This window comes from Stenotrophomonas sp. KH_036_B (genome assembly GCF_057839485.1).
The window spans coordinates 1,144,374-1,170,890 of the sequence record NZ_CM174491.1 but is presented as its reverse complement, the minus strand read 5'-3'; the positions used below and the strand labels follow the sequence as shown (position 1 = coordinate 1,170,890).

Annotated in this window: 27 protein-coding genes and 1 pseudogene; 23 read left to right on the top strand and 5 right to left on the bottom strand. The window is 66.7% G+C overall.

The window, feature by feature from the left end; all coding sequences use genetic code 11:
- The first annotated feature begins 88 nt into the window (after positions 1-88).
- The 3 genes from AC3ITN_RS05440 (at position 89) to AC3ITN_RS05430 (ending at position 1,775) form a co-directional block, all read left to right on the top strand.
- Positions 89-397 (top strand): DUF3861 family protein, encoded by a 309-nt coding sequence (locus tag AC3ITN_RS05440; protein ID WP_313346300.1) that lies wholly within the window; start codon positions 89-91, stop codon positions 395-397.
- Between the two features lie 40 nt (positions 398-437).
- The gene (locus tag AC3ITN_RS05435; protein WP_489392280.1) at positions 438-971 is read left to right on the top strand and encodes a hypothetical protein; all 534 of its coding nucleotides are present in this window, start codon (positions 438-440) and stop codon (positions 969-971) included.
- Positions 972-1,178: 207 nt separating this feature from the next.
- Positions 1,179-1,775: a DUF1439 domain-containing protein gene (locus tag AC3ITN_RS05430; protein WP_313346304.1), complete on the top strand. Its 597-nt coding sequence runs from the start codon at positions 1,179-1,181 to the stop codon at positions 1,773-1,775.
- A 165-nt stretch (positions 1,776-1,940) separates the two neighbouring features.
- On the opposite strand, the gene AC3ITN_RS05425 is transcribed toward AC3ITN_RS05430, so the two are convergent.
- Together AC3ITN_RS05425 and AC3ITN_RS05420 are read right to left on the bottom strand one after the other, a co-directional pair.
- The gene (locus tag AC3ITN_RS05425) at positions 1,941-2,483 is read right to left on the bottom strand and encodes a type 1 glutamine amidotransferase domain-containing protein (RefSeq protein ID WP_489392279.1); all 543 of its coding nucleotides are present in this window, start codon (positions 2,481-2,483) and stop codon (positions 1,941-1,943) included.
- A 164-nt stretch (positions 2,484-2,647) separates the two neighbouring features.
- The gene (locus AC3ITN_RS05420; RefSeq protein WP_313346307.1) at positions 2,648-3,115 is read right to left on the bottom strand and encodes an SET domain-containing protein; all 468 of its coding nucleotides are present in this window, start codon (positions 3,113-3,115) and stop codon (positions 2,648-2,650) included.
- Positions 3,116-3,289: 174 nt separating this feature from the next.
- On the opposite strand from AC3ITN_RS05420, the gene AC3ITN_RS05415 reads away from it, so the two are divergent.
- The 6 genes from AC3ITN_RS05415 (at position 3,290) to AC3ITN_RS05390 (ending at position 9,825) form a co-directional block, all read left to right on the top strand.
- On the top strand, positions 3,290-3,742 hold the full coding sequence (locus AC3ITN_RS05415; RefSeq protein ID WP_313346309.1) for an SUF system Fe-S cluster assembly regulator: 453 nt from the start codon (positions 3,290-3,292) through the stop codon (positions 3,740-3,742).
- A 16-nt stretch (positions 3,743-3,758) separates the two neighbouring features.
- Positions 3,759-5,234, top strand: a complete 1,476-nt coding sequence (sufB, locus tag AC3ITN_RS05410; RefSeq protein WP_489392278.1) for a Fe-S cluster assembly protein SufB — start codon at positions 3,759-3,761, stop codon at positions 5,232-5,234.
- Between the two features lie 83 nt (positions 5,235-5,317).
- A complete protein-coding gene (sufC, locus tag AC3ITN_RS05405; protein ID WP_313346313.1) occupies positions 5,318-6,082 on the top strand; it encodes a Fe-S cluster assembly ATPase SufC in 765 nt (254 codons plus the stop codon).
- Complete coding sequence (gene sufD, locus AC3ITN_RS05400) at positions 6,082-7,344, top strand: Fe-S cluster assembly protein SufD (protein ID WP_313346315.1); 1,263 nt, start codon at positions 6,082-6,084, stop codon at positions 7,342-7,344. Before sufC ends, sufD begins: the two co-directional genes overlap by 1 nt.
- Positions 7,341-8,597 (top strand): cysteine desulfurase, encoded by a 1,257-nt coding sequence (locus AC3ITN_RS05395; protein ID WP_489392277.1) that lies wholly within the window; start codon positions 7,341-7,343, stop codon positions 8,595-8,597. Before sufD ends, AC3ITN_RS05395 begins: the two co-directional genes overlap by 4 nt.
- Before the next feature lie 571 nt (positions 8,598-9,168).
- Positions 9,169-9,825, top strand: coding sequence for an energy transducer TonB (locus AC3ITN_RS05390; protein WP_489392276.1), 657 nt, complete (start codon positions 9,169-9,171; stop codon positions 9,823-9,825).
- Between the two features lie 11 nt (positions 9,826-9,836).
- Here the strand turns inward: AC3ITN_RS05390 and AC3ITN_RS05385 are convergent, their stop codons facing one another.
- A complete protein-coding gene (locus AC3ITN_RS05385; protein WP_489392275.1) occupies positions 9,837-10,250 on the bottom strand; it encodes a hypothetical protein in 414 nt (137 codons plus the stop codon).
- Between the two features lie 335 nt (positions 10,251-10,585).
- Here AC3ITN_RS05385 and AC3ITN_RS05380 point away from each other — a divergent pair, with 335 nt between their 5' ends.
- The 3 genes from AC3ITN_RS05380 (at position 10,586) to AC3ITN_RS05370 (ending at position 12,430) form a co-directional block, all read left to right on the top strand.
- Entirely contained in the window at positions 10,586-11,122 is a 537-nt protein-coding gene (locus tag AC3ITN_RS05380; protein ID WP_313346324.1) for a GNAT family N-acetyltransferase, read from the top strand.
- Positions 11,119-11,451: a non-heme iron oxygenase ferredoxin subunit gene (locus AC3ITN_RS05375; protein ID WP_313346326.1), complete on the top strand. Its 333-nt coding sequence runs from the start codon at positions 11,119-11,121 to the stop codon at positions 11,449-11,451. The genes AC3ITN_RS05380 and AC3ITN_RS05375 overlap by 4 nt, the downstream gene beginning before the upstream one ends.
- A gap of 352 nt (positions 11,452-11,803) precedes the next feature.
- Positions 11,804-12,430, top strand: a complete 627-nt coding sequence (locus tag AC3ITN_RS05370) for a LysE family translocator (RefSeq protein ID WP_489392274.1) — start codon at positions 11,804-11,806, stop codon at positions 12,428-12,430.
- Here AC3ITN_RS05370 and AC3ITN_RS05365 read toward each other — a convergent pair.
- Complete coding sequence (locus AC3ITN_RS05365; protein WP_489392273.1) at positions 12,356-13,117, bottom strand: YqcI/YcgG family protein; 762 nt, start codon at positions 13,115-13,117, stop codon at positions 12,356-12,358. The genes AC3ITN_RS05370 and AC3ITN_RS05365 overlap by 75 nt on opposite strands.
- 320 nt (positions 13,118-13,437) lie before the next feature.
- On the opposite strand from AC3ITN_RS05365, the pseudogene AC3ITN_RS05360 reads away from it, so the two are divergent.
- The 11 genes and pseudogenes from AC3ITN_RS05360 to AC3ITN_RS05310 all read left to right on the top strand — a co-directional run.
- Positions 13,438-13,599: pseudogene (locus AC3ITN_RS05360) on the top strand (Rieske 2Fe-2S domain-containing protein); the annotation flags it as partial.
- A 130-nt stretch (positions 13,600-13,729) separates the two neighbouring features.
- Complete coding sequence (locus AC3ITN_RS05355; RefSeq protein ID WP_489392272.1) at positions 13,730-14,164, top strand: hypothetical protein; 435 nt, start codon at positions 13,730-13,732, stop codon at positions 14,162-14,164.
- A 158-nt stretch (positions 14,165-14,322) separates the two neighbouring features.
- Positions 14,323-16,644 carry a catecholate siderophore receptor Fiu gene (locus AC3ITN_RS05350; protein WP_489392271.1) on the top strand — a complete coding sequence of 774 codons (2,322 nt, stop codon included), beginning with the start codon at positions 14,323-14,325 and terminating at the stop codon, positions 16,642-16,644.
- Between the two features lie 51 nt (positions 16,645-16,695).
- Positions 16,696-17,382, top strand: a complete 687-nt coding sequence (locus AC3ITN_RS05345) for a Fe2+-dependent dioxygenase (protein ID WP_313346332.1) — start codon at positions 16,696-16,698, stop codon at positions 17,380-17,382.
- Positions 17,383-17,578: 196 nt separating this feature from the next.
- Positions 17,579-18,001 carry a hypothetical protein gene (locus AC3ITN_RS05340; protein ID WP_489392270.1) on the top strand — a complete coding sequence of 141 codons (423 nt, stop codon included), beginning with the start codon at positions 17,579-17,581 and terminating at the stop codon, positions 17,999-18,001.
- A gap of 150 nt (positions 18,002-18,151) precedes the next feature.
- Entirely contained in the window at positions 18,152-20,584 is a 2,433-nt protein-coding gene (locus AC3ITN_RS05335; RefSeq protein ID WP_489392269.1) for a TonB-dependent receptor domain-containing protein, read from the top strand.
- A 349-nt stretch (positions 20,585-20,933) separates the two neighbouring features.
- Complete coding sequence (locus tag AC3ITN_RS05330) at positions 20,934-21,575, top strand: PepSY-associated TM helix domain-containing protein (protein WP_313346555.1); 642 nt, start codon at positions 20,934-20,936, stop codon at positions 21,573-21,575.
- 37 nt (positions 21,576-21,612) lie between these two features.
- Positions 21,613-22,131 (top strand): DUF2271 domain-containing protein, encoded by a 519-nt coding sequence (locus AC3ITN_RS05325; protein ID WP_489392268.1) that lies wholly within the window; start codon positions 21,613-21,615, stop codon positions 22,129-22,131.
- Positions 22,132-22,187: 56 nt separating this feature from the next.
- Complete coding sequence (locus AC3ITN_RS05320) at positions 22,188-22,994, top strand: DUF4198 domain-containing protein (RefSeq protein WP_489392267.1); 807 nt, start codon at positions 22,188-22,190, stop codon at positions 22,992-22,994.
- A gap of 125 nt (positions 22,995-23,119) precedes the next feature.
- The gene (locus AC3ITN_RS05315) at positions 23,120-24,091 is read left to right on the top strand and encodes an FAD:protein FMN transferase (protein ID WP_489392266.1); all 972 of its coding nucleotides are present in this window, start codon (positions 23,120-23,122) and stop codon (positions 24,089-24,091) included.
- The gene (locus AC3ITN_RS05310; protein WP_489392265.1) at positions 24,088-25,698 is read left to right on the top strand and encodes a flavodoxin domain-containing protein; all 1,611 of its coding nucleotides are present in this window, start codon (positions 24,088-24,090) and stop codon (positions 25,696-25,698) included. The genes AC3ITN_RS05315 and AC3ITN_RS05310 overlap by 4 nt, the downstream gene beginning before the upstream one ends.
- Before the next feature lie 194 nt (positions 25,699-25,892).
- On the opposite strand, the gene AC3ITN_RS05305 is transcribed toward AC3ITN_RS05310, so the two are convergent.
- The gene (locus AC3ITN_RS05305) at positions 25,893-26,501 is read right to left on the bottom strand and encodes a HutD/Ves family protein (RefSeq protein ID WP_489392264.1); all 609 of its coding nucleotides are present in this window, start codon (positions 26,499-26,501) and stop codon (positions 25,893-25,895) included.
- Between the last annotated feature and the right edge of the window lie 16 nt (positions 26,502-26,517).

Genomic DNA, 26,517 nt, shown 5'->3' with positions numbered 1-26,517 from the left:
CAAGGTGGAACACTGCGTGCGACCGCACCCGTCGCTCCGCCCCGCACCCGCGCCTAAGGTGGGCTTTCCCCCCTCAGTGCACGCAGCCATGGCCAGCCCTTCGCAACGCTACCGCATTACCGTTACCCCGATCGAAAAGGACGGGTTGCAGTGCAGCGGACGCTGCACGATCGAACTGGAGCATCGCGCCCAGCAGGACTGGATGCGGTTGCTGGAAGTGGCTCGCCGCCAGACCGGCCTGAGTGGCGACGAGCGCGCCGCCGCCATCGTGGCCACCCAGCTGCTGCATGACCTGGCGCGGCGCTACGCGGAGGAGCCCACGCATCCGCTGACCGCGTTGCAGCCGCAGCTGGATGAGGTGCTCAACGCGCTGGACGCCATCCAGCGCGCACCCTGAACGATGGTTACACTCTGCCCTTCTCCGGGGAGAGTGCGCCATGCGTCGAGTCGTGTTCCTGCTGCCGCTGCTGTTTGCCGGGTGTTCCTGCGAGCCGGACCCGGACCGGGACGCCGCCGTACCCCGACCGGCGCCCACCGATGTCTCGGCGGGCTCGGCTGCCCCCACGACGCCGACAGGTGATGGGCTGGCCGCCGCGCCCCCGCCGGCATTGAGCGCGGTAGCACCGGACGCGGTGAGCGAAACCACTACGGTGCGCAACTACGTCATCGCCCTGCTCGGCAGCGACCGCGCCTCGTCCGATGCGTACTGGAGCGGCGGCCGCACCGGCACGCGCCCCGACGACGCCGTGCTGCGTTCGATCCCGCAGCTGCGCAACCTGCGCGTGGACACCGACAGCCCGATTGCCCGCGACACCGCGCAACCCTCGCGCCTGCGCGAAGTCCCGGTGCGCATCCGCGCGACCAGCGCCGACGGCACCTTCAACTACCACGGCTGGTATCGCCTGCAGCCGCGCGCGGATGGCAGCGGCTGGGAGATCCACAGCGCATCCTTGCAGCCTACCCTCCGGTAGAGCCACCCCATGGGTGGCTGCACATTGCGCCTGCATCGCGCAGCCAGCGATATCGGACCGCCACCCATGGGGTGGCTCTACGGCGGGTGCGGCGGCATCGGCATCGGCAGCGCACCGCACCGCACTGCACCCACCCACACCATCGGTCGGTACCGATTCAGCCGAAAGCGCTATCGTGTCGCTGTCCCCCTTCCGCGCCCGCCTCCCATGAAGCTACGTCCGCTCCTGACCCGCATCGCCGCCTGCACCGTCCTGATCGCCGCTGCGGTCGGCGCGCAAGCCGCGCCCAGCATTTCCGGCAAGAAGCTCTCGGTGGGCGCTGGCGACGTCCAGCAGTATCTGGATGGCAGCTTCCCGCGCACGCAGGACGCCCTTGGCGGCCTGATCGCCATGACCATGAGCCACCCGAAGCTGACCCTGCCGCAGGGCAACCGCCTCGATCTCGGTTTCGATGTCGCCCTGGCCACCGCCGGCAGCACGCCGGCACCGCTGGGCAAGGTGAAGCTGAGCAGCGGCCTGCGCTACGACGCACAGACCCAAGGCTTCCATCTGGACCAGCCCACCGTGGACGACTTCACGCCGGTCAACAACGGCGGCAAGCTGGACTCGCGCACCCGCGGCCTGCTCAACGCCTTCCTGACCGATTACGCGCGCCGCGAGCCGATCTACAAGATCGACCCTACCGTGGCCGCCGTCCTCGGCGCCCTGCAGGTGCAGTCGGCGCAGGTCGAGAACGGCAAGCTGGTCGTCACCTTCAACCAGGACCTGGGCAGCCTCGTCCCGGCCGGCGTGCTGGGCAACTGACGAAGCCCCGCGTAGTGCCGGCCGCTGGCCGGCTCCAAGGCAACCCTAATGCCGGCCGCTGGCCGGCTCCAAGGCAACCGTAATTCCGGCCGCTGGCCGGCTCCAAGAAACACCCACCGCAACGAGGCGCCGGCCAGCGGCCGGCACTACCGCGGCGCTGGCGGTCTATGCCACCAGCGCCTTCGCCACCGCATCAGAGAACGCCGGAATGTCATCCGGCTTGCGGCTGGTGATCACGCCGTTGTCCACCACCACCTCGGCGTCGGTCCACTCCGCGCCGGCATTGCCCAGATCGGTCTTCAACGACGGCCAGGACGTCAGCTTGCGCCCCTTGGCCAGCCCCGACTCCACCAGCAGCCACGGCCCGTGGCAGATCGCCGCGACCGGTTTGCCGGCCGAAGCGAAGGCCTTGATGAAGTCCACCGCCGGCGCCTGGGTGCGCAACTGGTCGGGGTTGATCACCCCACCCGGCAGCACCAGCGCGTCGTAGCTGCCCGCGCTGGCGCCCTGCAGCGGCTGATCCACCGGCACGCTCTCGCCCCAGTCCTTGCCCTTCCAGCCGCGGATCTCCCGGGCATCGCCGGGCGACACCACGGTGACCTTGGCGCCCCAGGATTCGAGCAGGCGCTTGGGCTCCTGCAGTTCGGACTGTTCAAACCCATCGGTGGCGAGGATGGCCACATGCTTGCCGTTGAGATCGTGTGCCATGGGAAGGCTCCTGCAAAAGGGAGCCTTCACCATGCAGATCCACGCATTGGCAGAAAGTGACTGGCATGTGGACGTCGCGTGGCCGGTAGGTACCGACCGTTGGTCGGTACGCCATGTCACCCGACCAACGGTCGGGTGCTACCGCGGTAAGCGCCCGCGGGCGCTTACCGCTTGGGTTGCAACATCGTGCCCGTGCACTTCTTCGAGCCGCAGCGGCATTCCCAGATCTTTTTCAGGCGCGCGGTATGGCGCTCGGCCAGGGTGATGCCGTAGTTGTAGGTCAGCTCATCGCCCGGCTTGATGTCCTTGATGGCCTCGATGAACACCTTGTCCTCGCGGCGGTTGTCGCCCTCGGCTTCCTCGATCACCGCCTCGCAGTTCGGGTCGCAGCTGTGGTTCAACCAGCGCGCATCGTTGCCCTTGTAGTTGGCATCGATGACGTAATCATCGTTCAGGGTAAAGAGGAAGGTGTGACCGCTCTCCACATCCCCGGTATCATCGGCATCCACATCAGCGTGGCTGCGCAGCAGCCCCTTGTACTGGATGACCCGCTCGCCCTTCTTGAGCGGCGCCAGCGCGAACACGCCATTGCCGTGGATGGAGGACTTGCGGGCTTGGATCTTCTTGGGCATCTGGCTTGGCCGTTGCGATGGAATAGCCGATTCTCGCTTAATCTTTGTGATTGCCCAACCACGTCCGCGCCGCGCCGTTGCGGGACCCCGCTCCGGAGCAGCTGAACAGGACGGCTTGGATGCCCGGACATAAAAGCGTACAATTTCAGTCCGCTTTATGGTTCTGCCCTCCCCATGCTCCGCGTTACCAAGCTCACCGATTACGCCACCGTCGTCCTGACCGTGCTCGCCGCGCGCCCGGGCGAGGTGCTCAGTGCGACCGAGCTGGCCGAATTTGCCAGCCTTGAGCCGCCCACCGTCAGCAAGCTGCTCAAGCCCCTGGCCCAGGCCGGGCTGGTGGAAGGCCTGCGCGGCGTGCGCGGCGGCTACCGGCTGACCCGCGCGGCCGACCAGATCAGCCTGTTCGAGATCGTCGAAGCCATGGAGGGCCCGCTGGGCCTGACCGAGTGCGCGCACGACCACAGCCAGTGCGGACGCGAGCTGCAATGCGGCGCGCGCAGCAGCTGGCGGCTGATCAACGACGTGGTGTCAGAAGCACTGCGCAAGGTCAGCCTGGCGCAGATCCTGCCCCCTCTTCCCCTTGTTGACGCCCCCCGCCGCGTGATCGCGGCGGATGTCGTCTCCTGATCCACAGGCAGCCCCCATGGCCACCGATACCCTCGACACCGTCGCCACTGGCGACACCCCCAACCGCGAGATCCATGAGCAGCTCGGGCGCAAGTACGCCGCCGGCTTCATCACGGACATCGAATCGGACTCGCTGCCGCCTGGCCTGGACGAGGACACCATCCGTGCCCTCTCCGCCAAGAAGGAAGAGCCGGAGTGGATGACGCAGTGGCGCCTGGACGCCTACCGCCACTTCCTCACCATGCCGATGCCGAACTGGGCCAAGCTGCAGATCGCCGCCATCGACCTGCAGGCACTCAGCTACTACTCCGCGCCCAAGGGCCCGAAGTACGCCTCGCTGGATGACGTGCCCAAGGAACTGCTGGACACCTACGACAAGCTGGGCGTGCCGCTGCACGAGCGCGCCAGGCTGGCCGGCGTGGCCGTGGATGCCGTGTTCGACTCGGTCTCGGTCGGCACCACCTTCCGCAAGGAACTGGCCGAGAAGGGCGTGATCTTCTGCTCCATGTCCGAGGCGATCAAGGAACACCCGGAGCTGGTCAAGAAGTACCTGGGCAGCGTGGTGCCGGTGGGCGACAACTACTTCGCCGCGCTGAACTCGGCCGTGTTCTCCGACGGCAGCTTCGTGTTCATTCCCAAGGGCGTGCGTTGCCCGATGGAGCTGAGCACCTACTTCCGCATCAACGCCGGCCACACCGGCCAGTTCGAGCGCACGCTGATCATCTGCGAGGAGAAGGCGTACGTTTCCTACCTGGAAGGCTGCACCGCGCCGATGCGCGATGAGAACCAGCTGCACGCCGCCGTGGTCGAGCTGGTGACGCTGGACGATGCCGAGATCAAGTACTCCACCGTGCAGAACTGGTACCCCGGCGACGAGAACGGCGTGGGTGGCATCTACAACTTCGTCACCAAGCGTGCCGAATGCCGTGGCGCGCGCAGCAAGGTCACCTGGACCCAGGTCGAGACCGGCTCGGCGATCACCTGGAAGTACCCGTCGTGCGTGCTGCTGGGCGACGACTCGGTGGGCGAGTTCCATTCGGTCGCGCTGACCCATCATCGTCAGCAGGCCGACACCGGCACCAAGATGATCCACATCGGCAAGCGCACCAAGAGCAAGATCGTCAGCAAGGGCATCAGCGCCGGCCGTGGCCAGAACACCTACCGCGGCCTGGTCAAGGTGGACCGCAACGCCGACGGCGCGCGCAACTACACCCAGTGCGACTCGCTGCTGATCGGCAAGAGCTCCGGCGCACACACCTTCCCGTACATCGAGGTCAAGAACCCGAGTGCGACGGTGGAGCATGAGGCCACCACGTCGAAGATTTCCGACGACCAGCTGTTCTACTGCCGCGCGCGTGGCATCGACCAGGAAAATGCGGTGTCGATGATCGTCGATGGGTTCTGCAAGCAGGTCTTCCGCGAGCTGCCGATGGAATTTGCCGTCGAGGCCAAGAAGCTGCTGGAAGTTTCTCTTGAGGGTTCCGTGGGCTGATAGGCCGCGGCTTCGTTTTGTATTTTTGCCACGCAGGGCGTGGCACTACGCGGGCCTTGGGTTCGCAATTTGGAAAGATCATCATGCTGAAGATTGACAACCTCCACGCCCGCATCGGCGACAAAGAAATCCTCAAGGGCCTGTCGCTGGACGTGAAGCCCGGCCAGGTGCACGCCATCATGGGCCCCAACGGCGCGGGCAAGTCCACGCTGGGCAACGTGCTGGCCGGCCGCGACGGCTATGACGTCAGCGAAGGCAGCGTGCTGTTCGAAGGCAACAACCTGCTTGAGCTGGCGCCGGAAGAACGCGCCGCCGCCGGGCTGTTCCTGGCCTTCCAGTACCCGGTGGAAATCCCCGGCGTGAACAACACCTACTTCCTGCGCGCCGCGCTCAACGCCCAGCGCAAGGCGCGCGGCGAGGAAGAACTCGACTCCATGCAGTTCCTCAAGCTGGTGCGCCAGAAGCTGGCCGTGCTGCACCTGAAGGACGAACTGCTGCACCGTGGCGTCAACGAAGGCTTCTCCGGTGGCGAGAAGAAGCGCAACGAGATCTTCCAGCTGGCCGTGCTCGAGCCGAAGCTCGCCATCCTGGATGAAACCGATTCGGGCCTGGACATCGACGCCCTGAAGAGCGTGGCCGACGGCGTCAACGCGCTGCGCTCGCCGGACCGTTCGTTCCTGGTCATCACCCATTACCAGCGCCTGCTCGACTACATCAAGCCGGACGTGGTGCACGTGCTGGCCGACGGCAAGATCGTGCAGAGCGGCGGCCCTGAACTGGCCCTGGAACTGGAAGCCCACGGCTACCACTTCCTGAAGGACCGTGTGGTGCCGGAGGCAGCGGTCTGATGAGCGTCCTGCTGGATTCCCTCGCCAGCGGCTTCTGCGGCAGCGACGCCCGTCGCGCCGAACTGGATGCCGCCCTGCAGGCCGGCCTGCCCGGCCCGCGTTCCGAAGCCTGGAAGTACACCTCGCTGCGCCAGCTGGAGCGCCGCAGCTTCAGCCCGGCACCGCTGTCGGCAGCGCCGGTGGACACCGCACTGCTGGCCGACATCGCCGCCCCGCGACTGGTGTTCGTCAACGGCCGCCCGTCCGATGCACTGAGCGACCTGTCGGCGCTGCCGGCAGGCGTGCAGGTGCAGACCCTGTCCTCGGCGCTGGGCGCCGGTGACGAGGCCCTGCGCTTCCTCGGCCGCCGCTTCGAACGCAGCGAAGAAGTGTTCGCCCGCCTCAACGCCGCCCTCGCCGACGAAGGCGTGTTGGTGCGCGTGGACGACGGCGTCCAGGTCGATATCCCACTGCAACTGGTTTTCATCAGCGTTGCCGGCGATACCGACCTGGCCTGGCACCACCGCCACCTGATCGAACTGCGCGCCGGCGCCTCGCTGGGCGTGGTCGAGCACCACCTGCACGCCGGCGATGCCGCGCACCTGGACAACACCCTGGTGCACGTCCACCTGGCGCAGGATGCGGTGCTCTCGCATGCCCGCGTGCAGGCCGACAGCGCCCGCGCCACCGCGTTCCTGCGCACCGACGCCGTGCTGGCCCGCAATGCGCGGTACCGCCGCATCGACCTGGAACTGGGTGCCGCCCTGAGCCGCCATGAGCTCAACGTGCGCCTGGAAGGCGACAACGCCCAGCTCACCGCCAACGGCGTGCTGCTCGGCAACGGCCGCCGCCACATCGACACCCGCCTGGGCATCGAGCACATCGCGCGCGATACAGCGTCGGAGATGGTGTGGCGCGGCGTGGCCGCCAACCGCAGCCGCGTGGTCTTCCACGGCGGCATCCACATCCGCGCCGGGGCCGACGGCACCGATGCCAACCTCTCCAACAAGAACCTGCTGCTCTCGGCCGACGCCGAGATCGACACCCAGCCCACGCTGGTGATCGACGCCGATGAAGTGAAGGCCGCGCACGGCGCGACCGTCGGCCAGCTCGACGCCAACGCGCTGTTCTACCTGCGTTCGCGCGGCCTGCCCGCCGACCAGGCGCAGCAGCTGCTCAGCGCCGCGTTCTGCCACGAGCCGCTCAACGCGCTCGATGCACGCCTCACCGCGCAGCTGCGCCAGCAGCTGGATCTCGCCCTGGCCCGCGCAGGCGTCGCATGAACCTGTCCACCCCGCGCCCGCTCGCCGACACCGTCGACGCGCCCGACTGGGATCGCGTCCGCCTGGACTTCCCGCTGTTGATGCGCGAAGTACACGGCAAGCCGCTGGTGTACTTCGACAATGCCAACACCGGCCAGAAGCCGGTGCAGGTAATCGGCGCGGTGGACGAGTTCTACCGCCGCTACAACGCCAATGTCAGCCGTGCCGTGCACGCACTCGGCACCGAAGCCACCGACGCCTACGAAGGCGCGCGCAACAAGCTGGCGCGTTTCCTCAACGTGCGCGGCGGCGAACTGATCCTGTGCAGCGGCACCACCTTCGCCATCAACCTGGTGGCGTACTCGTGGGCCCTGCCGCGCCTGAAGGCGGGCGATGTCATCCTGGTCTCGCGCATGGAGCACCACGCCAACATCGTGCCGTGGCAGCTGGTCGCCCAGCGCACCGGCGCCACCATCCGCGTGGCCGAAATCACCCCCGAGGGTGCGCTCGACCTGGACGCGCTGCGCAAGGCGATGACCCCCGAGGTCAAGCTGCTCGCCGTGGCGCATGTTTCCAACGTGCTGGGCACCGTGAACCCGGTCCGCGAGATATGCCGTGAAGCGCGCAAGCGCGGCATCATCACCGTGGTCGACGGCTCGCAGGCCGTGCCGCACCGCAAGGTCGACATCGCCGCCATCGGCTGCGATTTCTACGCCATCACCGGCCACAAGATGTGCGGCCCCACCGGCACCGGCGCACTGTGGGCCAGGCGCGAACACCTGGATGCCATGCCGCCGTTCATCGGCGGTGGCGAGATGATCAAGGAAGTGAGCTTCGAGGGCACCGTGTTCAACGACGCCCCGCACAAGTTCGAGGCCGGCACCCCCAACATCGCCGGCTTCATCGGCCTGGGCGTGGCGGTGGACTACCTCGAGTCTCTGGGCCTGGACCACGTGGAAGCACGCGAAGGCGAACTGCTGGCGCACTTCACCGAAGAGCTCAACAAGATCGACGGGCTGCGCATCTTCGGCACCACGCCGGACAAGGCCGCCGTGGTCTCGTTCCTGATCGAAGGCGCACACGCGCACGACCTGGCCACCCTGCTGGACCTGGAAGGCGTGGCGATTCGTTCGGGCCAGCACTGCGCGCACCCGTTGCTGCAGTATTACGGCGTTGCGGCTACGTGCAGGGCATCGCTGGCGTTCTACAACACGCATGCGGAAATCGAGCGATTCATTGCGGCGTTGAGCAAAGTCCGCAAATTGCTCGGCTGACGCTTGTGAACGGTGCCGAAATGAAATACGCCGCGGAAAACCGCGGCGTTTTTGCATGGCGCATCCCACCGCCTCATCCGTCACCCCAGGCCCTGACCTGGTAGCGCGCGACCGTTGGTCGTGCGGCTCGCCATTCGTGTTTCGCGACCTTCCCGGGATGCCCGAGGCTGAGCCGCGCGCGTCCTTGCCACCCCATCCGGGCAGGAGACAGAACATCCAGATGCCAATGGCGACCTTGGATAGAACGATCAGTTTACCGATACATTTGAGCATGGCGACAGCGATGGCACCACCATCATCCGTGGTGCCATCGCCCTTGAAAAATGCGTCGACGCACTGCTGGTGCTCCAGAACCAAGCGAAGGGTCATCCGGGCAGAGCGTACGACGAAGTAGCCGTGCAATAATGAGAACCCTTCTCATCAATACTGCTGGATGTTGCCGGTCGCTCCCAGTGCCGCGGGCACCCCACTGCCACACGCTTGCCTGCCGGGCCTGCACCTGGGTGTCCCGGGTCGTGCGCGGGCACGCGCGTCGTTTACCGAACGCCACACCCGCAAACTCGCTGGCAGCTTGACCGTCCTGGCCCACGCCGCGGCCATCGCGCTGCTGTTCTGGACCCACTACGGGACCACCCTGGTACAGCCTCCCCCGCCGGCCGAGCGCACCCAGCTGGTCCTGCTGCCGCCGCGCGCGCCGGAAGTGCCGTTGCAGGACATCGTCGCCCCTACGCCAAGCACGGCGGCCGCGCGCCAGCAGCAGAAGCCGGAACCCCCACGCGACCTGCCAAAAACGCCACCGCGCGAAACAGCCAAGTGGGTCATCCCGCCGCCCACGCCGCCGCGACCGCTCACCGATGTGCCCGCTCCCCTGCAGCAACAGGTCTCGATTGCCGCCGCACCGCCCAGCCCACCGCTGCCGCCGGGACCGAGCGAGACCTCACCGGGCCGCGACAGCTGGGAGGGCCGCGTAATGGCCCGGCTCGAGCGCTTCCGCCGCTACCCGCACGCCGCACGGGCACGCCGCATAGAAGGCATCGTGCAGATGCGGGTGAGCGTGGCGCGCGATGGCCGCCTGTTGTCACTCTCGGTGGAGCGGAGTTCCGGCCAGCCGTCGCTGGACCAGGCCGCACTGGATACGTTCCGCCGTGCCGAGCCCTTGCCGCCGGTACCCGATGAGCGTTCGGCGCCGGTGGAACTCTCGTTCCCGGTCGAATTCTTCATGCGCTGACAGGCGCACGCTTACTTCTCCAGCGCCTTCACTGCCCTGGCGATCTGTTCGACCAGCAACTGCGTGGAATGATCGGGCTGGCTGGCATGCGAGCGCTTGGCCGCGTCATGCGCGTCCACCAGCAGCGTGTGGCGGATCTCCGCGTCGTCCTCGACCTCGGCAGCGGCAAAGCGCCGGGCCGCGAGGTAGTACAGCTCCTGCGCGTCACCAAGATCGCACGCCCGTTCGCGCCATCGCTCGGCCAGCACGTCGTTGCCGAGGGTCGCCTCGTAGTGCGCGATGAGCCGTTTGATCGCAGCCAGGTCACCGGCATCGGCGGCCGCCATGACGGCGACCTTCTCCCGCCCCGAAATATGGTCGCCTTCATCGCCGGCAGTGCACGCCACCAGTGCCGCTGCCACTACCAGGATCGACACCTTCTTCATGACCTACCGCCGGAAGTGAAAGGGTGCTGCCCGCCGCGCGGCAGATTCGGCCCTTGCGCGCAGTGCCCCACCACCCGGGAGGCACGGCGCGCCATGTCGCAGCGGACGAGCAGCGGGCTCATCCTAGGGGTGTACACCCGAGGCGGCTAACGCAGTGTTTCAATCGTTTTCAGTGGCGTGATTCACAGAGCGAGTGGATTCATCAATATCCGTACATCACCGGAAATGATGCGCGACATAGCGGGTCAATTGCGACGCCAACGGCCGCCCCGACACCGCCACATGCCGTGCCGAATCTCCTCCACTCGCGCCTCGGCCCGCCTTAGAATGTCGCCATGAGCACCCTGACCTTCCGCGCCGCGACCGCCGCCGACATCCCCGCCCTGATCACGCTGGTCACCTCGGCCTACCGTGGCGACGCCAGCCGCGCCGGCTGGACCACCGAAGCCGACATGCTGGACGGCGCCCGCATCGACGCGCAGGGCCTGCAGGCCGACCTCGCCCGGCCGCGCAGTACCATCCTGCTGGCCGAGCGCGACGGGCAGCTGCTGGCCTGCGCGCACGTCGCCGATGACCAGGGAAAGGGCTACTTCGGCATGTTCTCGGTGGACCCGGCCCAGCAGGGCGGCGGCATCGGCAAGCAGCTGATGGACGCCGCCGAGGCCCACGCCGCGCGCGAATGGGGCGTGCCGGTGATGCAGATGACGGTCATCGACATCCGCGACGAACTGATCGCCTTCTATGAGCGCCGCGGCTACCAGCGTACCGGCATCAAGAAGCCGTTCCCCTATGGGGACGAGCGCTTCGGCATACCCAAGCGCGATGACCTGCGCTTCGAGATTCTGGAAAAGCCGCTGGTTGCCGCGGCATGAGCGAGACCTGGACCTTCGTCTGCGCCAGCACCGAGCTGCTGCCGGGCGAGCTGAAGAGCACCTTCGACGAGGTCACCGGCACCCCGATCGTGGTGTTCAATCTGGACGGCGAGCTGTACGCACTGGAAGACCAGTGCACCCATGACGAGTTCGACCTGTCCTCTGGTACCTTCGATACCGCCGAGGGCAGCATCGAATGCGTGCTGCACGGGGCGCGCTTCGATATCCGCGACGGCCGCGCCCTGTGCGCCCCGGCCTATTCACCGGTGGCCAAGTTCCCGGTGAAGCGCGAGCACGACGGGGTCTGGACCCGCGACGACCGCGACTGAGCGCAGCGGGAAAAGGGCTTGCCCCTGCCCGCCCCGCGTGTCGCTCCCTATGACCGCGGAATCCAGGAAATGGCTTCTTCGTCCGGTGGCGCTTTCGCCGTGAACGCCAGCAACGGATTCTGGTCGATTCTCGCTGTTTGCGATCAAGAAAAGCTCTGACAAACACCGCCGATACTGTGCGGCAGTGCCAGCCGTAGGTTGGCAGTGTCGGGGACAATTGCCACTCGTGCTGAGGATTGTGACGTCACTGTTAGTTGCTGGTCCAGTTGGACCCGAACACTCCGGGTTCAACGCAGGCTGTTCAGACCACCCTCAACCCCAACAATTCAACCAGAATGCCGGCGACCCAACATTGAACACCGCAATCGCAGCCACGTACATTCTCACCGTCACACTTTTAATCGCAACACCAGGCCCCGTTGTTGCACTGATAATCAATACGGCCAGCACTGCAGGACCAAGAAAGGCACTCTTGACCGCGCTGGGAACTAACCTATCTTCGTTGGCATTGATCGCACTGGCCGCTTACATAGTCATCACAAGCGCGACTATCAGCCCCGTCTTCATGAGTGTTTTTGGTTTGCTCGGCTGTTTGTTCATAGGGTATCTGGCACTGGACATCCTGGGCAGCCCTCCCGCTCCAGAGCTCATCGCTTGCATGAATGAAAGCTCGACGCATGGTGGACTATGGCGCGGATTCATCCTGGGAATATCCAATCCCAAGGACATAATATTCTTCATCGCATTCTTCCCGCAGTTCATGCAGATCACGCCCTCGGCGAAACAGAGCCTCCTACTGCTTTCACTACTGTGGGTCGTGATCGATTTTGCCGTCCTTGGCGCCTATATTGCGATTACCAGAAAGATGATCAGCCATATCAGTAAACGCTTTATTTCCAGGCTCTCAGGAGCTGCCTTGATGCTGGTCGCACTTCTGGGAACAATCTACAACGCCCACGACCTGATACGCCTGCTCTGACACGCGAGGCCGGAACGGGCATTGATCCAATCTCTGAAGGTTGTCCTCATGGAGCCCATACTGACGCCACTCCGTCGCTCCTTCGCTGTACGAGCTCAGTTGGGGAGCGTGGGTCAATCCGTCATAGCGGTAAATTCGGCTGCGGATGTTCGAACGCACCCTACGACCGCAAGGGTCGTCCCCGGCGACAACATCAAATCTCTCACGCGGATTTATCACCAGAATGAAATGGGCACCTAGATTCCTGCTCTTTCTGACCACGTGAGCTGGGCAGCTCATGTTGACGAACAATTGCATCCCTGCGAAGCACATGGTCCATTGCGGCGAGTCGGTGTCTGTCGGAACGGCGCATGGCCAAGGCATGGCGTCCATTTCATGCAACATCTGGAGAACCCGCCAACCGAAGGAGTGATAGGCCTCCACGGTTTCTGCACGAACCGCCTCCAGCGAAAATGCAACGATCAGCGGGTGAGCAGAGTCCACGCGCCCATCCCATTCTCTGGAAGCTTCAACATACTGCCTCAGTCCGCCAGCAAGAGATTGCATGGCCGCTGGATCCACAGCCTCAACAAATAGATACTTGATCAGCCCCTTGCGGAAGGCGTTTCTCGAAAAAACGCATGGAAACGCCGCATGAGCACCCAACCGATGCGCTAGATCTTCAACCACTTCGCGATGCCACGCCATCTCACGCTGGCAACCCGAGTCGAACGGCGCAGAATCGCACGTCTCTCTCTTTGCTACATTTTGCATAACCTGACCCGTGATTTTTGTGAAGTTGATGCGCTCTATTCCTTCTTAGAATTTGAGTCGAGACAGCAACCGACTCCACGCACTTGCTGCACGGGCTTTTATGGGTTACGAAAATAAGGCGGTCAACATTTCATTCGCGCATCTTTGGAGCAGTTCAAACAATCATAATTCCGGTGTGATCATTCTGGGACCCAGTTATCTAAGGGTAGGTTTTATCTGATGGTTCTGTACTTCGTATCAGACAACCTGCAAGCACCTTCGATACCGCCGAGGGCAGCATCGAATGCGTGCTGCACGGGGCGCGCTTCGATATCCGCGACGGCCGCGCCCTGTGCGCCCCGGCCTATTCACCGGTGGCCAAGTTCCCGGTGAAGCGCGAGCACGACGGGGTCTGGACCCGCGACGACCGCGGCTGAGCGTCGGGGTCGGCCCATAGGCAACTCGGATGGCCGTTCCGTGCCCTGGTGCGCGCTTCGTAGATGCGAATCATTATTATTTCTGTTAATTTATCGTCATTGCCCTCCGGCCTGACCGATCTGCCTCCCCATGGCTTCCGCCCATGACGCCCCTGCCGCCGCCCGATTGACCGCTCTGTTGCTGGGCGCGGTCATCATGGCGTGCCTGTTGGCGGTACTGCTTGGCGGACGTTCTTCGGCCCCGCAGACGGGCGGCACACTCGGGCTGGACGGCGTTGGCGGCCCCGCCACCCGGGCGCTCACACCCGCGGCCACACCGGCCGAGCCAGCGCACCAGGCCGGTATTCCGTTGCCTCAGGCTCCCGCCACCGGCGTGCACGCCATCGCTCGGGCCGAACTGGAGCCCGAATCGGGGCGCACCGTCAAATCCGCACCCGCGTCCCTCAGTGCGCCCGTCCTGGCCGCGTGGTCAGCCACGGCGCCGCCGGTGGTCCGCGTCCTGCCGCCCCTTCCAGCGCGCGCGGCCCGCTTCCATCTTTCCCAAGCGCCGCCCGCGCGCGCCTGACCGTCGCTGTGCCGGCGTCCCTCTGACGCCGCGATCGGTTCCACGCCGTGCGCCTGCCGCACGACCGCCCTACGTCGCTCGTCCACGCCCTGCGCGCCCGGCCCCGCCCGTGCGCGCCAGTCCCGTATCCAACGTTCCGTTTCAGGTCCGTCATTCCCATGATCAAGAGCCGCAAGCACTCCACCCCTTCCCGCAGCGCCGCCAGCCTGGCTACTGCCAGCCTCGTTACCGGCCTGAGCCTGGCCGCGCTGCCCCTCGCGGCACACGCACAGGCCAGCGGCAATGCCCCGCAGACGCTGGACCAGGTGCACGTACTGGGCGTGCGCGGCTTCAAGGCCGACAAGGTTGCCTCGCCGAAGTTCACCCAGTCGCTGCAGGACACCCCGCAGACCATCCAGGTGATCACCAGCGACCTGTTCAACCAGCAGGGCGCGACCACCCTGACCGAGGCGCTGCGCAACAGTCCCGGCGTGGGCACCTTCTACGTGGGTGAGAACGGCAACACCAACACCGGCGACAGCATCTTCATGCGCGGCTTCGACACCTCCAGCAGCATCTTCGTCGATGGCGTGCGCGACCTGGGATCGATCTCGCGCGATGTGTTCAACACCGAACAGGTGGAGGTCTCCAAGGGGCCGGCCGGCACCGACAACGGTCGTTCGGCGCCCACCGGTTCGATCAACATGGTGAGCAAGCAGGCCAACCTGCACGACGCCGTCAGCGGCACGCTGTCGGCCGGCAGTGACAGCCAGCAGCGCGGCACGGCCGACTGGAACCAGACGCTCGGCGCCACCAGCGCGGTGCGTCTGAACGCGATGTGGCAGGACAGCGACCAGCCCGGCCGCGACCATGTCAGCAACAAGCGCTGGGGCATCGCCCCGTCGCTGGCGTTCGGGCTGGGCACATCCACCCGCTACATCCTCAACCTGCTGTACGTGGACCAGCAGAACGTGCCGGACGGCGGCGTGCCCACCCTTGGCCTGCCCGGCTGGACGCCGCAGCCCACGCTGGAACAGCTGGCCGGCCACCCGGTGGACAGCGAGAACTTCTACGGCACGCGTGCCGACCATGACGATGTCACCGCGAAGATGGCCACCTTCCGCATCGAGCACGATTTCAACGACGCCGTGCGCCTGACCAACACCGCACGCTGGGGCCGCACCGACCAGGACTACATGCTCACCGCCTTCATGGGCACCGGCACGCGCGGTGCCAACGGCACACCCACCGGCAACATCCGCTACACCGACCGCAACAACCTGGACACCTACACCATCGCGCGCAGCCTGCCGACGTTCAAGGACCAGCAGAACACCATCCTGACCGACCAGCTGAACCTGCGCGCGGACTTCACCACCGGGGCCATCGTGCACAACCTGACCACCGGCCTGGAGTTCACCCGCGAAGAGCTCAGGAGCTTCGGCCAGGCCGCCACCAACGGCACCACCTGGTCGCCGGCCAACCTGTACAACCCGGACTGGAACGCCACTGGCCTGACGTGGGCGCACAACGGCGCCGACAGCCGCGGCAAGACCACCACTTCCTCGGTCTACCTGTTCGATACGCTGCACTTCACCGACAGCTTCCTGGTCACCGCCGGCCTGCGCGCGGACCACTACAAGACCGAGTACCAGAGCGCCACGGTGTGCGGCGGGCGCGGCCCGGCGTGTGGCAGCAATCCGGTGGGCACGGTGATCACCAACCCGTCGCTGGAGCACTCCGACACCCTGCTCAACTGGAAGCTGGGCGCCGTGTACAAGGTGGGTGACATCGTCAGCCTGTACGGCAATTACGCACTGTCCCAGCAGCCCCCGGGTGGCAGCAACTTCCAGCTGAGCAGCTCGGCCAGCAGCGCCGACAACCCCAGCCTGGACCCTCAGAAAGCCAAGACGCTTGAAGTGGGCACCAAGTGGGCGTTCCTGGACGACGCGCTGGCGTTCAACGTGGCGCTGTTCAAGACCGAGGTCAGCAACGAGATCAACACCCAGGTGCTGGACGACGCCGGCAATCCCACCCAGACCGGCAAGAAGACGGTGCAGGGCATCGAAGTGTCCACCGTGGGCCGCATCACCGACAACTGGTCGGTGTCGGCCGGCTACAGTCACCTGGATACCGAAGTGGAGGAAGGCGCCAACGTAGCCGCCGACGGCACCCGCAACCTGACCTATACGCCGGGCGCGACGTTCACCAGCTGGACCAGCTACACCTTCCCGTTCGGCCTGACCGTGGGCGGCGGTGTGCGCTACGCCGGCCAGATGCACCGTGGCACGGACGGCGCGGTGGGCACTCCGGCGTTCACCAAGTCCTACACGGTCTACGATGCCGTGGCCTCGTACGCGATCAACGAGCACCTGGTACTGCGCTTGAATGCCTACAACCTGTTCGACAAGCAGTACGTGGCCGCGATCAACAAGAGCGGTTACCGTTACACGCCCGGCGCACCGCGCAGCGTGCTGTTCAGCGCGGACTTCCGCTTCTGATGCAGCGGCGGCGGGGTACTGCCCCGCCGCCGGTCTTCCAAGGACACTGCCATGCTGCTGCACGTACCCGATGTGCTCACTGCCGACGAACTGGCCCACCTGCAACGCGCGTTGGCCGGCGCCGAGTGGGCCGATGGCCGCGAGACCGTGGGCGCGCAGGGCGCGCAGGTCAAACGCAACCAGCAGCTGCCCGACGCATCACCGCTGAAGGCCGAACTGGGGCGGATAGTGCTGGCCGCGCTGGAGCGGCATCCGTTGTTCTTTGCCGCGGCCCTGCCGCTGCGGATCCTGCCGCCCCGCTTCAACCGTTACCAGGGCGGCGGGGAGTACGGCTTCCACGTCGATGGCGCAGTGATGATCACCGCCCAGGATGGCCACCGCAGCCATCTGCGTTCGGACGTGTCATGCACCCTGTTCCTCAATGACCCCGAGGACTATGACGGCGGCGAGCTGGTGATCAGCGATACCTACGGCGAGCATGAAGTGAAACTGCCGGCGGGCGACCTGGTGCTGTATCCCTCCAGCAGCCTGCACAAGGTCAATCCGGTAACCCGCGGCGCGCGGCTGGCCTCGTTCTTCTGGGTGCAGAGCATGGTGCGTGACGACGGCACCCGCAGGATGCTGCTGGAGATGGACGGGGCGATTGAAAAGCTCCGTGGGACCGGGGGTGATCCCGGCGCGGTGCTGCAGCTCACCGGGGTGTACCACAACCTGCTGCGGCGTTTCAGCGAGACCTGATACACCACGCCGACCACGCATGGCGTGCAGCCCCATGCCCGTACATCCAGGTAGCGCCACGCCATGCGTGGCTGATCGTGGGCAGCGTGGATCAAACCAGGCAAATCTGTAAATCATTCCTATTTGCGTTTGTGACAAACGCTCCCTACAATTCACGCCGCGCCGGAACGCCGGTGCCTTCGACAGGGATTCCGTCTTGCGCCACCCCCACCGCCACCGCAGCTTTGCCCCCGCCATGCGCGGGCAGCGTCCTGCGTTGGCGACGGTGTTGGCGTGGCTGGGCCTGCTGTCGATGCTGTTCGCCACGCTGCCCGTGCTTGAGCAGCATGTGCCTGGCAGCACCGCGCTGGTGCTGCAGCTGCCGGCAGAAGAACGCCCGGCCGGGGAAGGCTCGCCGCGTGAGGAATCGCCGGCGAAACCACGCCGTCTTGCCAGTGCACGTCCGGCCGCCCCGCGCGATGCCGAGCCACGCCTGCCGGTATCGCTGGATGCGCTGATGGCCACGCTCGTGGATCTTACCCCGCAGGTAGCGCCGTCCATCGACTCGGCGCCGGCCACGCCATTGCCGGCGCCCCCCGGGCTGCGCGTCCAGCGCGGCCAGGCGCCCCCCCAGGGCTGACCCCGGTCGTGTCCACGCCGGCGTTCGCGCCCGGCCCCGGCTGACCGCACCGCCCTGCCCGCACCTGCGGGCCTCCCGTTGATCTTCTGATTCCGCTGCGGCCGCCGGCCACGGCGTTCCCGCGTTCGCATCCTTTTCGAGGTAGCTCCCATGGCCCAGCGCCATCGTCGTCGCACGTCCCTGTCCCGCTGTTCGCTGAGCGTTGCCTTGCTGGGCGCACTCAGCGCGCCCGCCTTTGCTGCCGGTGATGCCGCTGGCGATCCCAAGACCCTGGACCAGGTGGTGGTCACCGCCTCGGGCTTCGAGCAGAAGATCACCGACGCCCCGGCCAGCATCAGCGTGGTCAGCCGCGAGGAGCTGAGCAAGCGCCCCTACACCAGTCTGGTGGATGCGCTGCGCGACGTGGAAGGCATCGACGTGGGCATGGAAACCACCGACAAGAACGGCCGCGCCACCATCTCCATGCGCGGCATGCCGTCGGAGTACACGCTGGTGCTGATCGATGGTCGTCGCCAGAGCAACGTGGGCCAGCTGTACCCGAACAACTTCGGCGGCGGCCAGTTCTCCTACCTGCCGCCGCTGGATGCCATCGAGCGCATCGAAGTGGTGCGCGGCCCGATGTCCACGCTGTACGGCTCCGATGCGATGGGCGGGGTGATCAACATCATCACGCGCCGCAACCAGGACAGCTGGCACGGCTCGGTCACCCAGGGCTTCACCGTGCAGCAGGACGACCAGTTTGGTGATGCGCGCACCACCGATGTGTACCTCACCGGCCCGCTGGTCAAGGACCGGCTGGACATGGCCGTGCGTGGCAGCTACTACGACGCGAAGGCCTCCAACCCGGAATGGGACGACCTGCCGCTGCCGGATGGCACGCTGTGGGAGCGCAGCATCGGCTTTGGTGGCGGCGGCAAGGCGGTGGCCAATACCAACTGGAACACCGGCGTGCGGCTGAGCTGGGCCATCAATGACGACCACGACCTGTCGCTGGACTACGACGCGTCGCGCCAGAAGTACGACAACAGCGAAGGCCAGACCGGCACGCTGGACAGCCTGGCCAGCCTGTGGCGCGTGGGCAACGCGACCATCCCCAACCCGACCGGCACCGGCACGGTCACCCGCCGCGTGGTGCAGCCGCGCGTGGGCTACACCGCCTACCAGCGCTATGAGCGCGACCAGCTGGCGCTGACCCACCAGGGCCGCTATGCGTTCGGCACCTGGCAGACCACGCTGACCCACACCACCAGCAACAACCTGGGTCGCTCGCTGCCGTTGACCCTGGACGAGCGCGCCGACCTGCAGACGCTCTGGAATGACGTGTGCCGTCGCACCGGCGCCGCCAGCAACTGCGCCGCCGGCCGCACCAATGCGCTGACCGCATTGAACCCGGCCGAGCTGGCCCGCCTGGAAGCCTTCCTGCCGCGCCCGCTGCGCACGATGGAGCTGGAAGGCTACGTGCTGGATACCATGCTCGACATGACCTTCGGCGCGCACAAGCTCACCGTGGGCGGCCAGTACAACGACACCGACATGATCGACGGTGTGTTCGGCATGGACGGCGCCGGCTACCGCGACAACGTGAAGCAGCAGCACCGGATGTGGTCGGTGTTCGCCGAGGACAACTGGTCGCTGACCGACACCCTGACCGCTACCGTGGGCGTGCGTTACGACGACCACAACATCTTCGGCAGCCACGTCAGCCCGCGCGCCTACCTGGTGTGGAATGCCAGCGATGCCTGGACCTTCAAGGGCGGCGTGAGCACCGGCTACAAGACCCCGCGCCCGGACCAGCTGTTCCCCGGTGTCACCGGCTTCGGCGGCCAGGGTGTGCTGCCGCTGGTGGGCTCGCCCAACCTGCAGCCGGAAACCAGCACCAACTACGAAATCGCCAGCTACTACGAGGGCGAGCGCTGGGGCTTCAACCTCACCGGCTTCCTCAACAAGTTCGACGACAAGATCGCCAGCGGCGGCACGTTCCCGAACTGCGAAGTGGCCCCGGCCGGCAGTGGCTACTGCGTGGATGTGGGCCCGGGCTGGGCGGCGCTGGGCTACAGCACCTTCAGCCAGAGCGTGAACATCGACACCGCCGAGACGCGTGGCGTGGAAGCAGCGGCGCATGTGGACCTGCTGGACAGCCTGCAGCTGCGCGGCAATTACACGTATACGAAGTCGGAGCAGACCAGTGGTGTGGACAAGGGCAAGCCGGTGGGCGGCACCACGACGCCGGCAAAGCATATGGCCAACGCGAGCCTGAACTGGCAGATCAGCGAGGCGGTGAGCGTGTCGCTGATCGGCGAAGGCCGCTACGACCGGTACCGCGACACGCTGGTGACCAACGTGGGTGGCGTAAGCAATTCGCAGGTGCGCTACTACGATGACTACACGATCTTCCACCTGGGCGGCAGCTGGGACATCAACCGTTGGCTGACCGTCAATGCACGGGTCAACAACCTGTTCGACAAGGACTTCGTGTCGCAGTCGTGCGTGTTGATCAGCGACAGCGAATACAACTGCGTGGACGATTACGCGACGAAGGACCAGCGCCGGAGCTACTGGATTTCGTTGAACGCCACGTTCTGATGGAGGCACGCTCGACGTTTGGCCCGGTGGGGCTTGAACGTCGGGCGGACCGCTTGGTGGATCGGCTTGCAGAGCCACGCCCTGCGTGGCTGCACTTCGTTCCGGGGTCATGAACGTCTGATCGGCCTCTTCGGTTCGGTATAACGCCGGTTCGATAATCGGCGCCGCGTTGCACCGCCCTCGGATGCCGGTGCTGCGCTGCACGCGGTTGCCACGCAGGGCGTGGCACTACGTCACCGTTACGTGGCGGTTGGGATCCGGATAGCCCTGGTAACGGCTCCGGATACCAATAATTGCGAACCATTCTCATCAATGGTGTAATTCGCTACTCGCTCCTTCTGTCGTGACCGTGGCCACCAGCGCTCCCCCTTCCGCCGTGCAGCAACAGCAGAGCCGCGGCTTCTGGCTGCGCACGCTGCACCAGTGGCACTGGATCAGTTCGGCGGTGTGCCTGATCGGCATGCTGTTGTTCGCCGCCACCGGCATCACCCTGAACCACGCCGCGAAGATCGAGGCCACGCCGCAGGTGGTCAACCGGCAGCTGGAGCTGCCGGCCGACCTGCTCGGCCAGCTCGGCGACCGCACCGACGGCAACGCCCCGGTACCGCGCCCCGCCGCCCGCTGGCTGGACCGTGCGCTGGGCATCTCGATCGGCCGCCGCCCGGCCGAGTGGTCGGCCGAGGAAATCTACCTCTCCATGCCCAGCCCCGGCGGCGACGCCTGGCTGAGCATCGACCGCGAAACCGGCGCGGTGGAGTACGAAGCCACCACGCGCGGCTGGGTCTCCTACTTCAACGACCTGCACAAGGGCCGCAATGCCGGCCCCGCCTGGGGCTGGTTCCTCGACATCTTCGCCGTGGCCTGCCTGGTGTTCTGCATCACCGGCCTGTTCCTGCTGCACCTGCATGCCCGCCAGCGCCGCATGACCTGGCCGCTGGTCGGGCTGGGGCTGATGGTGCCGCTGCTGATCGCCCTGATCCTGATCCATTGATACTGATCCACTGATCCTTCCCTTCCGGAGCCGCACCATGCGCGTCACCCTCACCATCGCCCTGAGCGGCCTGCTGGCCACGTCGCCGGCCTATGCCACCACGCTGGAGATCAACGTCGAGGTCCCCAAGCTCACCGTGGCCGAGTACCACCGTCCGTATGTGGCGGTGTGGCTGGAAGGCGCAGACCAGAAGGTCGCCGCCAACCTGTCGGTCTGGTACCAGCAGACCGGCAACGCCGAAGGCCATGGCACCAAGTGGCTGCCCGACCTGCGCCAGTGGTGGCGCAAGAGCGGCCGCACGCTGGACGTGCCGGTGGACGGCGTTACCGGCCCGACCCGCCCGGCCGGCAAGCACGCGCTGTCGTTCAATGACACGCAACCGGCCCTGAAAGCATTGGCGCCGGGCAATTACACTCTGGTGGTGGAAGCGGTACGCGAAGTCGGCGGCCGCGAACTGCTCAAGATCCCCTTCACCTGGCCGGCCACCGCGCCGCAGACCGGCAAGGCGCAGGGCAGCACCGAACTGGGCCTGGTCACGCTGTCGACCAAGCCCTGATGTTTCACTGCCCTCCCGGTTGGGAGGGCGTCCCTCACCCGTACATGGAGTTGTTGATGAAGCGTTCGATCGTCCTAGCCGCCGCCCTGGCCGCCGTCCTTCCGTTCTCCGCCCTGGCCCACAAGGCCTGGTTGCAGCCCTCGCAGACCGTGATCGCCGGCAACAGCCCGTGGATCACCGTCGATGCCGCCGTGTCGAATGACCTGTTCTACTTCAACCACGTGCCGCTGCGCCTGGACAGCCTGGTCATCACCGCACCGGACGGCACTACCGTGCAGCCGCAGAACGCGTCCACCGGCAAGTTCCGCAGCGTGTTCGATGTCGAGCTGACCCAGCAGGGCACCTACCGCCTGGCCTCGGTCAGCAACGGTCTGTCGGCCAGCTGGGAAGAAGACGGCAAGCCCAAGCGCTGGCGCGGCACCGTGGCGGCCTTCGCCACCGAAGTGCCGAAGAAGGCCAAGAAGCTGCAGGTGAGCCAGTCGGTCAACCGCATCGAGACCTTTGTCACCAACGGGACCCCGAACGACACCGCGCTCAAGCCCACCAAGTCGGGCATCGAGCTGGTCGCGGTCGGCCACCCCAACGATCTGGCCGCCGGTGAAGCAGCCAAGTTCCGCGTGCTGGTCGATGGCAAGCCGCGCGCCGGCCAGGCCTTCGAGATCACCCGTGGCGGCACGCGCTATCGCAACGCCCAGGATGAGATCAAGGTCACCAGCGACAAGAAGGGCGAGTTCAGCGTGACCTGGCCGGAAGCCGGCATGTACTGGCTGGAAACCAGCAGCGAAGACAAGAAGGCGACGCTGAAGCAGGCCAAGACCCGCCGCCTGAACTACGTGGCGACGCTGGAAGTGCTGCCGCAGTAATCCCGCCGGCAATCGTTGCCCGCGCCATGGGTGCCAGCCCCCTTCACCACGAAGGGGGCTGTCCACCAGACGCATTACGCAATGCCGGGCCCTGCCCGGCAACCAGGCATCACCCACCGCATTTCATGACCTCCTCCCTCGACATCGCCAACCTCGGTGGCCACACCATGGGCACCACGTGGCAGGTGAAGCTCACCGCCGCGTCGGGCCGCGACCTGCACCCGCTGCATGCGGGCATCCAGGCGCAAGTGGACGCCGTGGTGGCGCAGATGAGTACCTGGGAGGCGGCGAGCGACATCTCTCTGTTCAACAACGCGCCCGGCGGCACCTCGCTGCCGCTGCCCGCACTGTTCGCCGAGGTCGTGGCGTGCGCTCTCGACATCGCGCGACGCAGCGAGGGCGCGTTCGATCCAACCGTGGGGCCGCTGGTCGCGCTGTGGGGCTTCGGTGCCCACGCGCATGCCCAACGCGTGCCCGATCCCGCCCTGTTGGACGCCACCCGTGCACGCTGCGGTTGGCAGCGACTGCACTGGCAGCACGGTTGCCTGCTGCAGCCCGGTGGGCTGGAACTGGATCTGTCGGCGATCGCCAAGGGCTTCGCCGTGGACCGGGTCAGCCGCTGGCTGCGCAGCCAGGACATTGCCGCCGCGCTGGTGGAAGTGGGCGGCGAACTGCACGGCTACGGCCGCAAGCCCGATGGGCAACCGTGGCGCGTGCTGGTCGAGGCCGGTCCCGAGGAGGAAGCGGCACTTGCGCATCCGCCGCGCGTGCTGGCCTTGGATGACCTGGCCGTGGCCACGTCCGGCGACCGCTGGCACCAGTTCACCCGCGACGGTGCGCACTACAGCCATACCCTGGACCCGCGCGTGGGCTCGCCGGTCAGCCGCGCCGCGGCCGCAGTGACGGTGGTCGCGCGCGACGCCATGCACGCCGACGGCTGGGCCACCGCGCTCACCGTGATGGGTGCCGAGGCCGGCCTGGCCTTCGCCACCGCCAACGACCTGGCGGCGCGCTTCATCACCCGCGGCGCGCATGGCGTCGACGAACACCTGAGCCCGGGCTTCGCACGACTGCTTGAACGGCAGGCGGCGGCATGAGCCTGCGCCCCTCACGCGCCGTGTTCGGCAACCTCGTGGTCATGCTGCTGCTGGCGCTGGTGGCCTGGCTGCTGCTGCGCCTGCACCTGGAGGAAACCTGGTGGCAGGGTGCGCCGCTCGCATCGCACTGGCGCTGGGCGGCGGGCAGCGTGGCGGCCTATGCCGCGTGCTGCGCGCTGCTGTGGTGGCGCGGTCGCCGTCGTGACGACCGCCCCCGTGAGGGGGACGAGGCACCGCTGCTGCTGGTGTGGGCCAGCCAGACCGGCTTCGCGCAGCACCTGTGCGAACGCAGCGCAGAGGTCCTGCGCGCGGCCGGTGTGCCGGTACGCGTGCGTGGCCTGCACCAGGTGGATGCCGCACTGCTGCAGCAGTCCACGCGCATGCTGTTGATTGCCAGCACGACCGGCGAAGGCGATGCCCCCGACCACGCCCTGCCCTTCCTGCGCCAGGTGATGGCGCAGCCACTGGCAGTGCCGCACCTTCAGTACGGCGTGCTTGCGCTCGGCGACCGCGGCTACGGTCATTTCTGCGCGTTTGGCCACCAGCTCGACGCGTGGCTGCGCAGGCATGGCGCGCATCCGCTGTTCGACACGATTGAAGTGGACAACGCCGACCCGGCCGCGCTGCGCCATTGGCAGCAGCTGCTGGGCCAGCTTGGCGGCAACGCCACCGACCTGCCCGACTGGACCCCGGCGCACTACCTGCACTGGCAACTGCGCGAGCGCCGGTTGGAGAATCCCGGCAGCCCGGGCGCGGGCACCTGGCGCGTGGCGCTGGTGCCGGCCGACGGCGTGCTGCCGGCATGGGAGGCCGGTGACGTGGTCGAGATCGGCCCGCAGCATGGGCCCGACGACGTCGATGCATGGCTGGCCACGCATGCACGCGATGGGGCGGCGATCATCGACGGGCAACCGCTGCGCGCCCATCTGGCGCGCGCGCACCTGCCGGTGCTGCCCGACTCGGTGCCGGCCGATGACGCGGCGCTGGTGGCCGCACTCAAGCCGCTGCCGCACCGCGAATACTCCATCGCCAGCATGCCGGTCGAAGGCGAGGTACTGCTGTTGCTGCGCCGCCTGCTGCGTCCGGACGGCACGCCGGGACTGGGCAGCGGCTGGTTGTGCGACCACGCCGAACTGGGCGGCCGCATCGACCTGCGCTTCCGCAGCAATCCGAATTTCCATGCGCCCGCGCAGGACGCGCCGTTGATCCTGATCGGCAACGGCACCGGCATTGCCGGCCTGCGCGCGCACCTGCGTGCACGCGTCGATGCGGGCGCAACGCGCAACTGGCTGCTGTTCGGTGAGCGCACCGCCGCGCATGATCTGTACTTCGGCGACGACCTGCAGCGCTGGCAGCAGGCGGGCATGATCGAGCGGCTGGATACGGTGTTCAGTCGTGATGGCGGCGAGCACCGCTACGTCCAGGACCGGCTCACCGCGCACATCGACACGCTGCGCCAGTGGGTGGCCGACGGCGCCACGATCCTGGTCTGCGGCAGCCTGCAGGGCATGGCCCCGGCGGTGGATGCCGTGATCGAACACGCCTTGGGCCGCGACGGCAAAGAGGCGTTGATCGTGGCAGGCCGCTACCGCCGCGACGTGTATTGATGACGCACACGGCAGAGCCGACGCGGTAGAGCCGACGGGGTAGAGCGGACGGGGTAGAGCGGACTGGGTAGAGCGGACTGTTAGTCCGCTGGCTCTGGCATTGGCTCTGGCATTGGCAGAGCCGACGGGGTAGAGCGGACTGTTAGTCCGCTGGCTCTGGCTCTATGCGAACAGCAGCGGACTAACAGTCCGCTCTACCCCGCCGGCTTCACCGCCAGCCGGATCGCGAGCAGTTCGCCGCCGCCATGCAGCGCATACCGGCGGCGCTCACCGGCGGCCAGCCACGCGGTGTCGCCCTGCTGCAACGGCGGCAGATCGGCATCCGCGTCGAACGCCGCCTGCCCGGCCAGGAGGTGGACCGCCCACGCCGTGCCCGGTTCGGTGAAAAAGAACATGCTCCCCACCAGCGGCCGGTGCAGCAGCTCCGCCTCGATCGCGTCGCGCCGCCACATCAGGTTGAAATCGTGGGTCACCCCATCCACCAGCTCCCCGCTCACCTGCGCTTCGCCGGCAAACCGCAGGCGGTCATGCGGCGGCAACAGCGTATGCACCGCGCCATCGGCGAAGCACAGGCGCAGCCCTTCGCCGCGCAGCAGCACCAGCTCGCGTTCGATGCCGGGGAACGAGGAGAACGCCGCGTCATGTTCTATCTCGGCGATGGACAGGCGGACCTGCCACGCATCGGTGTCGGGCACGCGCAGGATTTCGCGCGTCCAGCCCAGGCCGTTGCGCCAGCGCTCGCGCCGGTAGTCGAAACTGGGAATGACGCGCGTGGCAGCGCCCAGGGCAGTGGTCTCGGACATGCCGCCATTGTGCCCC